This window comes from Lysinibacillus sp. LZ02 (assembly GCF_050613145.1).
Classification (GTDB): Bacteria; Bacillota; Bacilli; order Bacillales_A; family Planococcaceae; genus Lysinibacillus_B.
This window is the reverse complement of record NZ_CP192507.1, coordinates 376,554-391,145: the sequence shown is the minus strand read 5'-3', so window position 1 is coordinate 391,145 and position 14,592 is coordinate 376,554. Positions and strand designations below refer to the sequence as shown.

Genomic DNA, 14,592 nt, shown 5'->3' with positions numbered 1-14,592 from the left:
CTTTCAGACCCCCTTTTATGTAATTTTATTCTACATTTTCTACTTTAAACCCTTTTTCTCTCATATATATTCCCGTGAAATATTTTTTCTAAATTATGAAACTTTTTGTACACTTACGCAGTATTATCTAATAAATAACTTTTTTTTGGAGGCGAATGCATGAATAATCATGAGATTGATTACAAGCTTTACGGCGATGATATGCAATTTGTGGAGGTAGAATTAGATCCACAGGAAACCGTAGTTGCTGAAGCTGGTGCTTTAATGATGATGGAAGATGATATTAAAATGGAAACGATATTTGGTGATGGCTCCAATAATCGTGGTAGCGGCTTGATGGGTAAGCTGATGGGTGCTGGAAAACGAATTCTAACAGGCGAAAGCTTATTTATGACGACCTTTACAAATGAAGGCTCAGGCAAACGTCACGTTTGCTTCGCTTCCCCTTATCCTGGAAAAATCGTTCCTATGGATTTAAGTACATTAAACGGCAAAATTATTTGTCAAAAAGATGCTTTTTTAGCTGCAGCAAAAGGCGTTGAAGTGGGTATTGAATTTCAGCGTAAATTAGGGACAGGCTTCTTCGGCGGTGAAGGGTTCATCATGCAAAAGCTTGAAGGCGATGGCATGGCCTTTATCCATGCAGGTGGTACAATTCACGAACGCAAATTACAACCAGGTGAGCGTCTACGTATTGATACAGGGTGTTTAGTCGCGATGACTTCTGACGTAGATTACAGCATTGAAGCGGTCGGCGGTGTTAAAACAGCGTTATTCGGTGGCGAAGGAATCTTCTTTGCAACACTACGTGGGCCTGGTACAGTATGGGTACAATCATTACCATTCAGCCGCTTAGCGAGCCGTGTATTCGCAGCAGCTCCGATGTCACAAGGCGGTGGCGGTCAGTCTTCAGGTGAAGGCGGAATCGGCGGACTGTTTGATTTGTTCAATAAATAACTGTACGCTGAATCATCGGTAAATATGCATGAGTAAGACATACCTCGCTCTCACATAGTGGGGAAAAAAGAGCATGCCTGCTTCAGGGTAAGGGATGCTCTTTACTCATGTTACAACGTTTGAATCGTTTCCTCTAATTTTGTCGCGGCCTCTTCTAAACGTTCAGAAGATTCACCAATACGCTCCGCTACAAAGGAAAGTTGTTCTACTTGTATGCCTACATGTTCAAAATCTGCAATGGTTGTCTCAATGGAATGTGAAATACCCGTAAATGATGCAAGGGACTTTTTATTTTCTTCTATGCCCTCTCCTACGAGGGTTTGAATGTTATGAATCGCTTCAATGACTTGATTTGTCACGGCACTCGAATCCCCTATCAATAAGGCGATTTGCTCGACGGACTGCTTTGTTTGATCTGCTAATTTTCGTACTTCATCTGCTACAACGGCAAATCCCTTTCCATGTACGCCCGCTCTCGCTGCTTCAATGGCCGAATTTAATGCGAGTAGATTCGTCTGATTAGCGATTCCTTTAACAATTTCAACTACCGCTTTAATTTCTGAAGAGGAAGTGTCTAATTCCTTTACCATAGCTGTCATCTGTATGGTCTTGTCGTTAATTTGAGACGTTTGTTCACTTAAGTAATGCATTTGCATCGAGCCTTCTTCCGATGCCTCTTTCGTTTCACGTGCATCATGAATACTACTTTGTAATTGTGCATTCACTTCTTTTATACTCGCTACTAGTTTCACGACCGCCTCGTATGTTTCTTGTGACTGTATCTCTAAATTGCGTGAAATACGTCCGATTGTGTCACGTACATCTTGTTTAATTTGATTTTGTTGCTCTTGAAACATGTGAGTTGCTACTTTTTCATATTCCTCTAACACAATCTGTTGTTCAAAATTACAAATTTTATTAATAGCATTTATAATCTGTTCCATTTCTACGATATCTAAATCTAAGGAAAATATAATGCTTCTTATCATTTTTTCAAGTTTTTGAAACGCTGCTAAATACCATTGGGTTGTCAACCCAATACGTACATGCATTAACGATACCCGTGCGCGTTTTTCTAAAAAGGCATCATCTATACGCCCATCTAACATTTCAATAATGTGATGACGTAATGTTTGGCGAAGACGTTCAGACGTAGTGTGTTGGTTAATAATATTATAAAACTCTGGTACACTTTCAATCGTTTCATAAAATGCATCGACCACTTCTTTAATATGCATTTCTACATAAGGTTTGACAGCTCGGACTTTATGCAAATCCTCGACCGTTAAGTCAATTATTTTCAGCTGCAATAAGCGAGCCGAATCTTCAATAAAAATTCCTACTCCATTAAACCGCGTGTCGATAATAGATTGTTTTTGCCGCCTATTTCTATTAAATAGAACCATCTTCCACCTCTCCATTCTGTAGCATTCCCCCTCCTACTTGAATCAATTATTTCTTTCTTCAATATAGTCAAAAATTTGAACTTATTACAAGATTTTTCTTTCATATAATAGAAAATGACAACGTTTTTTTCAAAATGTTGTCATACTTTTTATGCCTTATTAACGAAAAAAATACCGACTAATGGAAAATTAACTTTACTTCAGTACATCATATGAAATACAGAATGGAATATTTAAATAGGTAGCACGCCTACTGTGCTAAGCCGCGCACTCCGTTTCTGCTCCAAAAGCTAATAAAAATGGCAACATCCTAAAAAGGACGTTGCCATTTTCATTATAAATATACAATCCCCATTAAAATAACCGCGACAATAATACGATACACCGCAAATGGTGTTAATTTCACACGTGAAATTAATTTTAAGAAGAATTTAATCGAAATCAATGCGAAAATAAATGCACTTACAAAGCCAACAATATAGAAGCTAAGGTGATCCAGATTAATTTGATCCCAGTTTTTCACAAGCGATAACCCGCTCGCGCCTGCCATAATCGGCACGGCCATAATGAAGGTAAAATCCGCTGCTGTTTTATGGTCAAGTCCAAGTAGCACACCACCTGAAATCGTTGCACCCGAGCGCGAGAATCCAGGCCATAATGATAAACATTGGATAAAACCAATTTTTAATGCTTTTCCGTAAGAAATATCATCAAGCGATGTAATTTTTGGTCTTTTCGGCCCGAATTTATCCGCAATAATCATTAAAAATGCACCGATAAATAAACCGATAATAACCGTTTCAATTCCAAATAAATTTTCATCGATATAATCTTCGAATAATACACCAAACACTCCTGCTGGAATAATGCCGACAATAACATGTCCTAAGTTAAAGCGTGTCGTTGTTTGCCCTTCCATTTTATAAAGACCTACTAAACTGAGCATGCGTTTCCACATGACAACGACGACCGCTAAAATAGACCCTAGCTGAATGACAATTTTAAATGTATTGGCTGAGCCCTGCCCTAAAAACTCCGTTGTTTTTAACCATAAGTCATCGACAATAATCATATGCCCTGTTGAAGAGACAGGGGCAAACTCCGTCATCCCCTCGACAAAGCCGAGGATGAGCGCTTTTAATAATTCAAAAAACTCCATTGTTGTACTCCTTATTTTGTAAATTCAATATCAACTACCCACAGTTCTGATTGAGAACCAATGCGTGTTGGTGGTCCCCAAAAGCCAAAACCACTTGATACAAGTGCATGCATTGTTCCTTTTAACCTATGACCATAGTCGAGCTCAAATAGTTTGGATGTGATGAAATGATTCGGCCACATCTGTCCCTTATGTGTATGTCCTGACACATGAAAATCGACACCAAAACGGGATGGTGTTGCTAAATCACTCGGTGTATGATTCATGACAAACCAAGGTTTTGACTCGTCTGTCGGCTTTAACTGTTCTAATAGTTGTCGTGATGTATTTGTCAGATCTTCTTGCCCTGTTAAATAGAAACGATTGTCAATCAAAATAGTTTCATCGAGTAACATTTTTACATTCGAGGCTTCCATTTCTGAAATGAGTAAGGGGATTTTCCGACCATAATATTCATGATTCCCTAACACTCCGTAAACACCATATGTCGTCTTCAATTGTTTCATGACTTCGTGCATACCATCTTCGATATACCATGCTGGATCATCATCGATTAAATCACCGGCAAGCAATACGATATCTGGCTGTGCTTCATTTGCTAGGTTCACGAACTTTTGTAAATGCCCTTTGTTGGACAACACACCTAAATGAAAATCAGATGCTACAACAACACGTAGCGGCTCCCCTTCTTTTTCGATTTCAATTGTCAACTCACGTGTAACTGGCGTATAGGCATTATATGTGCCAATTGCAAATAAAACAACAAGAACTATCATACCAAATGCCCCCGCCCATAGCACACTGTTAAATGGCGTTAGCCAAATGACAAGATTGATCATCAAACAAATCACAAGCCCATATTGGAACACAAACATCCAATAGTTACCGACAACCGTCAATGGCTTCAATCGTTCATGCAACCGCCCTAAAACAAAGCTAAATGAAACAATAAATAAAACAAGCCAGTACACCGGCTCAAAACGAAAGATATTGAGTGCGATTAGCCATTGCTTCAAGTTCCATCCTAAATAACCTGTCATGCCGCTATATATCGCAACAACAAGCGCCCCTATCAATAGTCGCATGTGCTCTACGCTCCCTATTTTTATATCATTTACTACTGAAAAATTATAGCATAATAGCATGTGCCACTGTAGTACCAGCTTGGTACCGGGTACTTCCCCGGTACCAAGCTGGTACATACCAAAAAGCGCCTTCCTATAGAAGGCGCTCCCCATTACCCTATATTCACTTTAACAATCACCTTAAATAAATCACCGTCTACATCAATAACGAGTGACCCACCATGTAAATCCACAATCGATTGTGCAATGGCTAGACCCAGCCCCGAGCCTTCTGTATGACGTGACGTATCTGCACGTTTAAAGCGCTCTGTTAATTCTTCCACATTACCACCGAGCTCGTACTTGGCGATATTTTTCACTGCTAACTCCGCTACACCTGCTACGACTCGTAATGATACGTATACACGTGTGCCTTCTAAGCTATATTTGCGGGCATTGACAAGCAAGTTATCGACAACACGCCACCACTTTTGACCATCCACATAAGCATAAATCGGTTGTTCATGAATCGTCACACGTAAATCGAGACCAGCCGCCGTAAAATCCTCTTCATGTTCCACTACCGTTTGCTGGAGCATTTGCGCTAAATCCACTCGTTGCTTCAGAATTTCAATATTACCGCTTGCCATTTTTGATACTTCAAATAAATCCTCAATCAACGTTTTTAATCGTGCTGATTTTTTATCTAAAATATCAACGTATTTCATCCGTTCTTCTTCTGGCAAATCTGGATTTTTCAATAAATCCGTATACGTAATAATCGACGTCAGCGGTGTACGTAAATCGTGACTCACATTCGTGATGAGCTCTGTTTTTAACCGTTCACTTTTAGCACGCTCACGCATCGATAGCTCAACGCCTTGACGTAAAGCATTTAAATTTTCTGCATGTTTGGCAATCGGGGACTTCCCTTTTACTTCAATCGCCGTCGTTAAACGGCCTGCCGCCATGTCCTCTGTTTTCTGCATCACACGGTTTAGGTAGCCCATGCGTTTTATATACACAGACAACACCGGCAACAAAACGAACATAAATAATGGTGCATAAATTAGTAGTAACGCTGGCTGTAATAACACACCGGCAAACCCAAGCCCTGCAAGGAAAAAGACGATAAACATCGCGACCGTTTGTTGGCCAATTGATTTATTTAAAAAGGCTTCTCGCGTCGCTTCTACTAAACGAATAAAGATCGAGTTTTCCGCTGAAAGCCCTTCACGTTTTACAGCGTCATATACCCATACGGCCGTGACAATCGCGACTGCGGTGAAAGCAAAACCGAATAAAAACAGCACGATTTCTTCAAAGTTTAAATAATACTCACTTCGATAAATAAAGTAAGCCTGTGATTCAATTCGGTACGGAAAGCTTTCTATAAAGCTGTACGCCAACAATCCTGTGATCATCGGAATGACTAAACGCATATCAAGCGGTAAACGATGGAACTTCACTTCCAGCTCTGGAACAGCTGAAAACAGTTCACGACTTGGCTTTAAAATCGTAGCGAGTAAACTAATTGCCACTAAACTAATAATCCAAAGCGTATATAAAACCCATTTTTGAAGTGTAAAAATATTATATGATTCTGCAAATCCCGTTTCATCCATGGCCGATTTTAATAGCGACACTTCTCCTGTAAACAACTGTTCTTCACTCGATACATCGATATAAGTATTTCTTATACCTGCACCATCTGCTATATAATCATTTAAATAAATCGTACGGTGCCCTTCCGTATACAATTCATCGCCTTTTTTAAACTGAATACGGTGGGCGACTTTTTCTGGAGATTTTTTTTCGTATACTTCGCCCGCTTCATTCGTTAATCGATACGTGAAATAGCTATATTGCTCTTTAAACTGACGCGCCCTTTGTTCATATTCTACTTTATATTTGGCTAATGCTTGCTTCTTGATCGCGAGTATTTTTTCCTTTACTACTTCGTCACTCTCAAAATTTCTTCGTACTTCCGCTAACTTTTGATCCCGCTCTTGCTGTAAGCGCTGTGCTTCACTTGTAGCTGGCGCAGTATCCGTTTTTTCTTCCGCTACTTCCGCAGTTTTTTCTTCCTGCGTCGTTTCTGTTTCTGTGACGGTCTCCTCACCAGTTACTGCACTTTCATACTGCGCCTGAATATTCGCCAGTTGTTTTTCCAGTGAACCGTAGTACTCACGGTAATACATAATTTCATCATCATTCACTTGAATAGCGCTCTCCGCTTTTTCAAAATCAACCGGATCTAATACATATTCTTTCAAACCTTGTAAAAAGTACTCTTGCTCATTCGCTATGTCATGAGAATCAAAATAATTCTGCCCAATAAAATATTGACCTTTTATTAAAAACGACCAAACACCTAATGCCGCTAAAAATATAAGAAAAAGAGTAAGGAATAAACGTTTTTTCATTTGTCATTCCTCCTAAAATAATCTTTGTAAAAATTGGATAGTCTCCATTAAATCGGTATTAATCCAACGCCAAACATATGCCCCGATGCATACGAATCCAATAATGGCTGCAACCACACTACATGTCGTACAAATATCGAGTAACTTATTTTTCAATTTTGTATCCAAGTCCCCACACCACTTTCAAGTAACGTGGATTTTTCGGATCAGCCTCGATTTTTTCACGAATTTTACGAATATGTACAGCGACGATATTTTCAGCGTTATACGCCTCCTCGTTCCATACAAGCTCATAAATTTCACTGATCGAAAACACACGTCCTGCATTTTTTAAAAGAAGCTCTGTAATTCTATATTCAATCGGTGTCAGCTTCACTGGTTCTCCGTCAAGTCGTACCTCTTTTGCCTCTGGATGTAATGTAAGCCCCTCTGTTTGTTCTTGTCGTGCATACGTACCCAGTTCCGTATAGCGCCGCAACTGACTTTTCACCCGCGCCATTAGCTCCAGTGGATGAAATGGCTTCGTTAAATAATCATCGGCCCCTATGGATAGCCCATGAATTTTATCTGTCTCCTCTGCCTTCGCGCTGAGCATCAAAATCGGGATATTGCGCTCCTCCCGAATTTTAAATGTCGCCGTAATCCCGTCCATCTTCGGCATCATAATGTCTAAAATGATTAAATGTACTTCATGCTGCTTGAGCATGTCTATCGCCTCAAGCCCATTCGCTGCCTTCAGCACATTAAACCCTTCATTCTTTAAATAGATCTCAATTCCGTCACGAATATCTTGATCATCATCGGTCACAAGTACAGTTAGCTTGTCCACCCTCAACACCTCACTGCTTTTTCTTATAATCATATCGTACTGAACAAACCTTAGGATTTTATAAGGACAAATCTGAAGAATTTCTTAAGAAACACCCAGCAACCACCAAATAACCATATTATACCATTATATTGAAATAAAATAAGGTTACCTTATAAAGATAACCCTGAAAATGCCGGAAATTTCAATTTAAGTGTAAATCGTTCTTTTTTATAAATGAAATTGTCTACACCTTCTATGGTAAAATTAGGTACAACGAATAAAAAAACACTCACTTTATCATTCCGATGTTCAATTTTTTTCTATCTTCACGGAATGATGACCAGTTGTTAGCATACTTATTCCTCTGAAAAAAATCATTAAGTAGTGTCCAATTAAAGGAGGTTTTCTCTGTTGAATAAATGGCTCTCTCCCTTTTACGTAACGATTGCGCTCGCTATCGCTTTTATCGCAAGTGCTTTTACATCATTTGCTCATACAACAAACTTTTTCGCACTGTCTCTAGGGCTATTTTTCATGACGATTTTCATTCATGAGCTCGGGCATGTTGTATTCGGATTATTCGCAGGCTATCGCTTTATGTATATGACGATTGGTCCGTTTACAATTGAAAAAAGTGAAAAGCTAAAAATCGTCCCCAACCATAGCTGGGCCATGTTTGGTGGTGTCGCCTACTGTATGCCCATCAGCACGGATCACGAATTAACGAAAAAGCATATGTGGTATGCAGCAGGTGGACCACTATTTAGTATAGGGGCAGCAATCCTTTTACTTGGATTATGGTACTTAACTGATGCTTCAATTCTTGCATACGCTACGACATTACACGGGGCCATTTTTGTTGCTACTGCCGTACCGATGCGGATGGCAGGTGGCTTCTATTCCGATGGCTATATATGGCTGATGTTAAAACGTGGCGGTGAAAAATCACAGCAGTATGTGGCAATGTTGTTATTAACGAAAGAACTGATGTCACCAAAAAAACCTTCAGGATGGAATAAATCGTTAATTGAGAACGCTAAAAAAATGACACCATCTGCTGACAATATTTTCGCAGCCTATACGGTGTTTTATTATGAATTAGTGACGAACGGATTTAAGGCTGCATCGCAAGCTATGGATGCATTTAAAACGATTCCAATTACTAATAAAAATAAAATCTTATTACAACATCTAACTCATGTACGTCAAATCGATTCGTATGTATCCGATCATCCCGATGCAGCGCTCATCGCGTCATTGCATGCACAATTATCAAAAGTCGAACCAATTAGCTATAAGCGCAGTGAAGCATTATTAGCCTCTTTACAAGGCGACAAGGAACTAGCGGAGAAACGACTACAGGAAGTCATGGAGCAATGCGAGCAACAGATGACACAATACGGATTTTTTGAAGCAGAAAAACAATTAACCGCTTTCCTTCAGCAGGCAGTGCAGGTACGTAATCGATCATTTACAAGCGAATACATGTCATGAGCAATTCTGCACTCAGAATTGCTCATTTTTTATGGAACTATAGGAAAATATTTTTGGTTATAAATTAAAGAGTTTTATATAACATACTCCCATTTTACCCCTATATTATTTTGGAAATAATAAAAATAATTTGACAATATTTTCTTTTTATTTTACTTTTATATTGACTGATTAATCAATCAAAAAGGAGTTGTAATAATGCCAAGAACTGAATCTCAAAACTTAGAATTACGTGAACAAAGACGTGAAGAAATATTAAACGCTGCACTAAAAGTATTTTCTAGAAGAGGGATGGTTGCAACAAAAATAAGTGAGATAGCTAAGGAAGCTAACTTAAGTCACGGACTAGTGTACCACTATTTTAAATCGAAGGAAGAAATCTTCACACTTTTAGTCCAACGCGCTTCGGAAAGTTCTGTTCAGATTATAGAACAGGCACATTTGCAAGGTGAAACACCATTAGGAAAAATTAAATGGATGACAGAGCAGATTCTCCAGAGTTTATCAGAGGGGCAACAAATCTTATTATTTTTAATTATGATTCAAGCGAGCACATCTGACGCTATACCCGAAGAAGTGAAACAGTTTTTAACTTCGCAGGAATTCAAATCTCCCGTTAGTTGCTTGATGCCCTTAATTATAGAGGGACAACAGTGCAATGAAATTATTCAAGAGAATCCACTAAAATTAGCAGTTAGTTACTATGCTTTTATTCAAGGTTTTGCCATTAATAAATTGCAGTGGGCTCAATGTCCGATTCCAGAAGCAGAATTGATTATTAAAATTTTTAAATAACTATTTAGGAAAGAGGTTTGGAATGATAATACATAATCAGAATGTGAAATTTTGGTGTTTATTCACCTCACCACTTTTCATTGTATTATTAGGTTTTTTAACAGCTAAATTTTTTAATCATTTTATTGGGGGATGGGCTTGGATTCCACTAGCGATTGTATATTGGAGCTTACTAGGTTTTTCTATTTGGACTTTTAAAGATCACAAAAGCCTAGGTGGTTGGCTTCAAAAGTCAAAGAAGGCTCCTTTTTGGATAACAATAACAATGCTAATCGGAATGTTTCCATTAACAATTCTTATGATGAATTACCATATGTTTGATTCGATTTGGTTAGTTATTTATTGGTTATTATTTGCAATAATTAATCCTTGGTTTGAGGAATTCTATTGGCGAGGTGTTTTGTTTGATAGCTTATTAACTAAATTCCCAAAATGGTTTGCGATTTTATATACAACTATACTTTTTGTTATTAGCCATCCATTAATGTGGGGTGTGTTTTCTTATGCAAGTAAATCTTATCATTTGTATATCTATTTATCAGTAGCAAGTATCGTATGGGCAATTACATATTTAAAAACCAAAAGTTTACGTTATATTATTTTATCCCATTTTATTGTAGATATAGGGAATTTGACTGTTTTAACCTTCTTAAATATCTACTTACCACCTACAATGTAATCAACCTTTCTTTTTCTACATTATATAAAAAATGAAGCCTAGTCATTGCATCTAATTGTACGTGGTGCTATTCTACACGCAAGTTTTGTAAGCATTCACACATTTATAGCTGGCACCGGGTGTACATCTCCCTTCGTTACTGAACTTAGAATCCTTAAAAGCAGGGTACCCTCCTGTCATTAGTAAAGGTAAAATCGCTTAGCCTATTATAATACTTTGATGATTTCATTTTATTAATAAAAGATTCTTTAGATTTGTATTTAAGTATTTGATTAACAAAAGCTTTTTACTACACTCAAATCAGAATCATTCGATTTTGGCTGAAAGTAAGCATATTCGACAAAATACTGAATATGCTTCTTTCCTTTAAGAAATTCAAACATTTATATATCAAAAAATTCTTTTCTAAAATCACTATTTTTATAACTTAGTACTACTATAGAAATTTAGTTGTACCATGAAGCCATATCACGCATACGAATGAAGCCCTGCAATAACTAAGTTAACAAATACTTGATTGAAGACAATCAAGCCGAACCCAATAATGGCAAGCCAGGCTGTCCGCTCCCCCTCCCAGCCTTTGGATAAGCGAAGATGTAATAAGGCTGCATAAAACAACCATGTTATTAATGCCCATACTTCTTTTGGGTCCCATCCCCAATACCTTCCCCACGCAATTTGAGCCCAAATCATCGCAAAAAAGAGACCTCCTAAAGAAAACAATGGAAAGCCAATTAGCACGGCGCGATACGATATTTCATCTAATAATTTCGGATTCACTTTTATTGTGAATGGCTGTAAAAGCTGAGCGATTCTTTTACGTGTTACTAGCCGCATGAACATATATAGCGCCGTCCCTACAATAAATGACCAAACAATCGTATTTAATTTTTTGGCATCAATTGAGCTCGGGATAGAGATTATTCCAACTTTCCCTTCTCCTTCATTTACGATGAGAACAGGCATTGTATATGTAGCGACTTCGGAAACTCCTTCTCTATTTTTTATTTCTACCGATTGTGGCTCTAAAAATAACGAAAAGCACGTCGAACTGATGACAAAACCAATGACGACTACTAAACAATATAGAACTCCCTCCAAGATTCTTATACGTTTGCTTGTTTTCGTAACATCCAGTACACAAAGCAGGTACATCACACCTGTCACGAAGGCAACGGACAAAATCGCACTTGAAAAAGCGACCGTCATCACATGGATTGCGAGCCAATTACTTTGAAGACTCGGTATTAATGGAGAGGCTTCCTGTGAAAAAACACTCCCATACCCTAAGATTAATAACGAAATCGGAATAGCAAATAGCCCAATCATAATTTGTTTATATAAATAATGAATAAGTAAAAATGCTCCAATTAACATGATGCCGAAAAACGTCATAAACTCATACATATTGCTAACTGGTGCATGACCCACAGCTATCCACCGGCAAATAAAATATGTAATTTGTAAGACAAATGCAATAGCTGTGAGAGCTACAGCTGTCTTTGCACTTCTTTTACTCTTCGATTTAGCAGCAAACCCAAACGGCACAATCGCCACTAATAATAAAATAAAAGCGATAAACAAAACATCACTACTCATTGATAAGTATTGATCCGTGCTCATCAGAACCCCTCTTTCTCTATGTCATTCGGTTCATTATAAAAAACAGTTCGGTCATTTCGCATCATTTTATCGTCAACGTAAAGAAACTCATCTGGAACGTTGTTCATTCCTATGAACATCTTTTGAAATTACAGTACAATACTAAAAGGAGGGGAATAATGGAAATGGAATGGATACCTTTTATCGTTTTAAATTTTTTTATTGTGTTTGGTTCACTGTTTTATTTATTAAATATCCGACCAACCGTTAAACGCATTTTCGCTTGTCTTATGTTAAATGCACTTGTTGCAATCATCGCTATTCAATTCTCACATATTCCTTGGCTTTCTCTTACGCTCAGTATGTTGTTTAGCGGTAGTCTATTTTATTTCATCACAAAGAAAAGCATTGTCTTTTTACATTTAATGCTCGTTCACTTAATGACGATGCTTATAGAATATTTTGCACTCTTATTGGTACATCAATTTGAACTACCTTTCATTATTCATGGATTACTGATTGTCCTCATGTTCACTGTGAGTCTTTATGGGTACAAACAATTTATACATAACACCTTAAAGCAGTTAGCGTTTTCATCTCAAGTGCCGAGACTACTTTTAGTTATTTCCATAATTACCTTCATTGTGTTTTATGTAACAGTCTTTGCTCCTTCTAACAATGGTGAAATAACGATTTCCTTAGTAAATCTTGGCATGCTATGTGCGTATTTTTTGTTTCTTTTAATTTCATCTCAATCAATCATTCAAACGATGCGGAAGGAAGCTTTGTGGCAACAAAAAGAGGTTGAACAGCGTTATTTTCATGAGTATATGGAAGGCTTAGAAGAAATGAACCGAAAAGTCCAAAGAGTCCAACACGACTACTCGAACCTACTGCTATCCATGCACGGCTATATGGAACAGGAGGATTGGAACGGATTAAAAGACCATTTTGAAACAAATGTCTTGCCTACGACCCAGCAGCCATTTAATTATTTTCAACAGCTTGAACATATTAAAATAATCGAGCTAAAGGGACTGATTGGTGCAAAGCTATTAAAAGCAAATAACTTACATATTACAGTTCAAATAGAAGTGCCAGAAGAAATCAAATCCATACCACTGAATGTAATGGATTTGATAAGAATAATGGGGATTTTTTTAGATAATGCCATCGAGGCGAGCCTTCAGCATATAAATCCGAAGATCCAGATCGCTTTCTTGTACAGTAATCAACACGAACTAATCATCATCATTCGAAATACAACAAGTCAGCACTATATGGATATGAAACAGCTATTCGACGAAAATTATTCAACAAAAGGAGAAAATAGAGGTCTTGGTTTATACAATGTAAAGCAGCTTTTAGCAGGCTACCCTACTACCGTGTTAAACACCTATATAGAAGCAGATTGTTTTATTCAAGAAATGGTTATCGAAAGAGAGGTAAGTTCAAATGAGAGTTGCCATTTGTGAAGATGAAGCTTTTCACCGAGCATGCATTTTAAAAGCCATCCAAAACTATGCATTATTTCAAGCACCGAGTATCGAAGTGGTTCTATGTACAAATGACCCTAATGAATTATTACAACAAATGAAATCCATACATATTGACTGTTATTTATTAGATATAGAATTAGGTAGTACGATAAATGGCTTAGATGTTGCTAAAAGGATTCGCGAACAAGACCCACTCGCTCACATTATTTTTATTACAACATATGCAGACCGTTTAAGCTTAACATTTAAATATAAACTCGCTGCCCTTGATTTTATTGTAAAAGATTCACCCGAACAAATAGCTCTCGACGTCATAGAAGCACTACAAGCTGCTTTGATGAAATACAAGCAATTAGGGAAAAATGATTCGACGAAGTGGTTTCAAATTAAAGTCGGTGAGAAGGTTAAAAACATTCACTTGAAAGATATTTATTTTTTTGAAACCTCTACACAGCCACATAAACTAGAGCTGCATGAACGAAATGGCTATCATACATTTTACGGCACTTTAAAAGAACTAGATCATCTAGGCGAGCACTTTTTCCGTTGCCATAAAAGTTATCTCATTAACCTTGAAAATGTCACAGAACTAAATAGAAAAGAACGTTATGTCACGATGGAAAACGGCAGAAATTGCCCGATTGCCTTCCGAGTACTGGGGAAAATTCAAAAAAGACTACAGCTGTTTCGGTAATTAGTA

The 14,592-nt window shown here is 37.6% G+C and carries 13 protein-coding genes; 6 read left to right on the top strand and 7 right to left on the bottom strand.

The genetic code is table 11. The features are described from left to right. Positions 1-159: 159 nt before the first annotated feature. Positions 160-957 (top strand): TIGR00266 family protein, encoded by a 798-nt coding sequence (locus tag ACQQ2I_RS01805; RefSeq protein ID WP_431028853.1) that lies wholly within the window; start codon positions 160-162, stop codon positions 955-957. 110 nt (positions 958-1,067) lie between these two features. Here ACQQ2I_RS01805 and ACQQ2I_RS01800 read toward each other — a convergent pair whose 3' ends face one another. The 6 genes from ACQQ2I_RS01800 to ACQQ2I_RS01775 form a co-directional block, all read right to left on the bottom strand. Beyond that, positions 1,068-2,378 (bottom strand): methyl-accepting chemotaxis protein, encoded by a 1,311-nt coding sequence (locus ACQQ2I_RS01800; RefSeq protein ID WP_431028852.1) that lies wholly within the window; start codon positions 2,376-2,378, stop codon positions 1,068-1,070. A 319-nt stretch (positions 2,379-2,697) separates the two neighbouring features. Next, complete coding sequence (locus ACQQ2I_RS01795; RefSeq protein WP_431028851.1) at positions 2,698-3,522, bottom strand: undecaprenyl-diphosphate phosphatase; 825 nt, start codon at positions 3,520-3,522, stop codon at positions 2,698-2,700. Between the two features lie 11 nt (positions 3,523-3,533). Further along, positions 3,534-4,607: a metallophosphoesterase gene (locus tag ACQQ2I_RS01790; RefSeq protein WP_431028850.1), complete on the bottom strand. Its 1,074-nt coding sequence runs from the start codon at positions 4,605-4,607 to the stop codon at positions 3,534-3,536. A 152-nt stretch (positions 4,608-4,759) separates the two neighbouring features. Beyond that, on the bottom strand, positions 4,760-7,012 hold the full coding sequence (locus tag ACQQ2I_RS01785; RefSeq protein WP_431028849.1) for a histidine kinase dimerization/phospho-acceptor domain-containing protein: 2,253 nt from the start codon (positions 7,010-7,012) through the stop codon (positions 4,760-4,762). 12 nt (positions 7,013-7,024) lie between these two features. Next, on the bottom strand, positions 7,025-7,180 hold the full coding sequence (locus ACQQ2I_RS01780; RefSeq protein WP_431028848.1) for a hypothetical protein: 156 nt from the start codon (positions 7,178-7,180) through the stop codon (positions 7,025-7,027). Then, complete coding sequence (locus ACQQ2I_RS01775) at positions 7,158-7,841, bottom strand: response regulator transcription factor (protein ID WP_431028847.1); 684 nt, start codon at positions 7,839-7,841, stop codon at positions 7,158-7,160. The genes ACQQ2I_RS01780 and ACQQ2I_RS01775 overlap by 23 nt, the downstream gene beginning before the upstream one ends. Positions 7,842-8,234: 393 nt before the next feature. Between ACQQ2I_RS01775 and ACQQ2I_RS01770 the strand changes: the two genes are divergently transcribed. From ACQQ2I_RS01770 to ACQQ2I_RS01760, 3 genes are all read left to right on the top strand, one after another. Beyond that, entirely contained in the window at positions 8,235-9,317 is a 1,083-nt protein-coding gene (locus ACQQ2I_RS01770) for a site-2 protease family protein (RefSeq protein ID WP_431028846.1), read from the top strand. A gap of 198 nt (positions 9,318-9,515) precedes the next feature. Further along, a complete protein-coding gene (locus ACQQ2I_RS01765; RefSeq protein WP_431028845.1) occupies positions 9,516-10,112 on the top strand; it encodes a TetR/AcrR family transcriptional regulator in 597 nt (198 codons plus the stop codon). Between the two features lie 22 nt (positions 10,113-10,134). Beyond that, positions 10,135-10,791, top strand: coding sequence for a lysostaphin resistance A-like protein (locus ACQQ2I_RS01760; RefSeq protein ID WP_431028843.1), 657 nt, complete (start codon positions 10,135-10,137; stop codon positions 10,789-10,791). Positions 10,792-11,259: 468 nt separating this feature from the next. Here the strand turns inward: ACQQ2I_RS01760 and ccsB are convergent, their stop codons facing one another. After that, positions 11,260-12,414, bottom strand: coding sequence for a c-type cytochrome biogenesis protein CcsB (gene ccsB, locus ACQQ2I_RS01755; RefSeq protein ID WP_431028842.1), 1,155 nt, complete (start codon positions 12,412-12,414; stop codon positions 11,260-11,262). A 158-nt stretch (positions 12,415-12,572) separates the two neighbouring features. Here ccsB and ACQQ2I_RS01750 point away from each other — a divergent pair, with 158 nt between their 5' ends. Continuing rightward, positions 12,573-13,868 carry a sensor histidine kinase gene (locus ACQQ2I_RS01750; protein WP_431028840.1) on the top strand — a complete coding sequence of 432 codons (1,296 nt, stop codon included), beginning with the start codon at positions 12,573-12,575 and terminating at the stop codon, positions 13,866-13,868. Next, a complete protein-coding gene (locus ACQQ2I_RS01745; protein WP_431028839.1) occupies positions 13,849-14,586 on the top strand; it encodes a LytR/AlgR family response regulator transcription factor in 738 nt (245 codons plus the stop codon). Before ACQQ2I_RS01750 ends, ACQQ2I_RS01745 begins: the two co-directional genes overlap by 20 nt. Positions 14,587-14,592 lie beyond the last annotated feature (6 nt).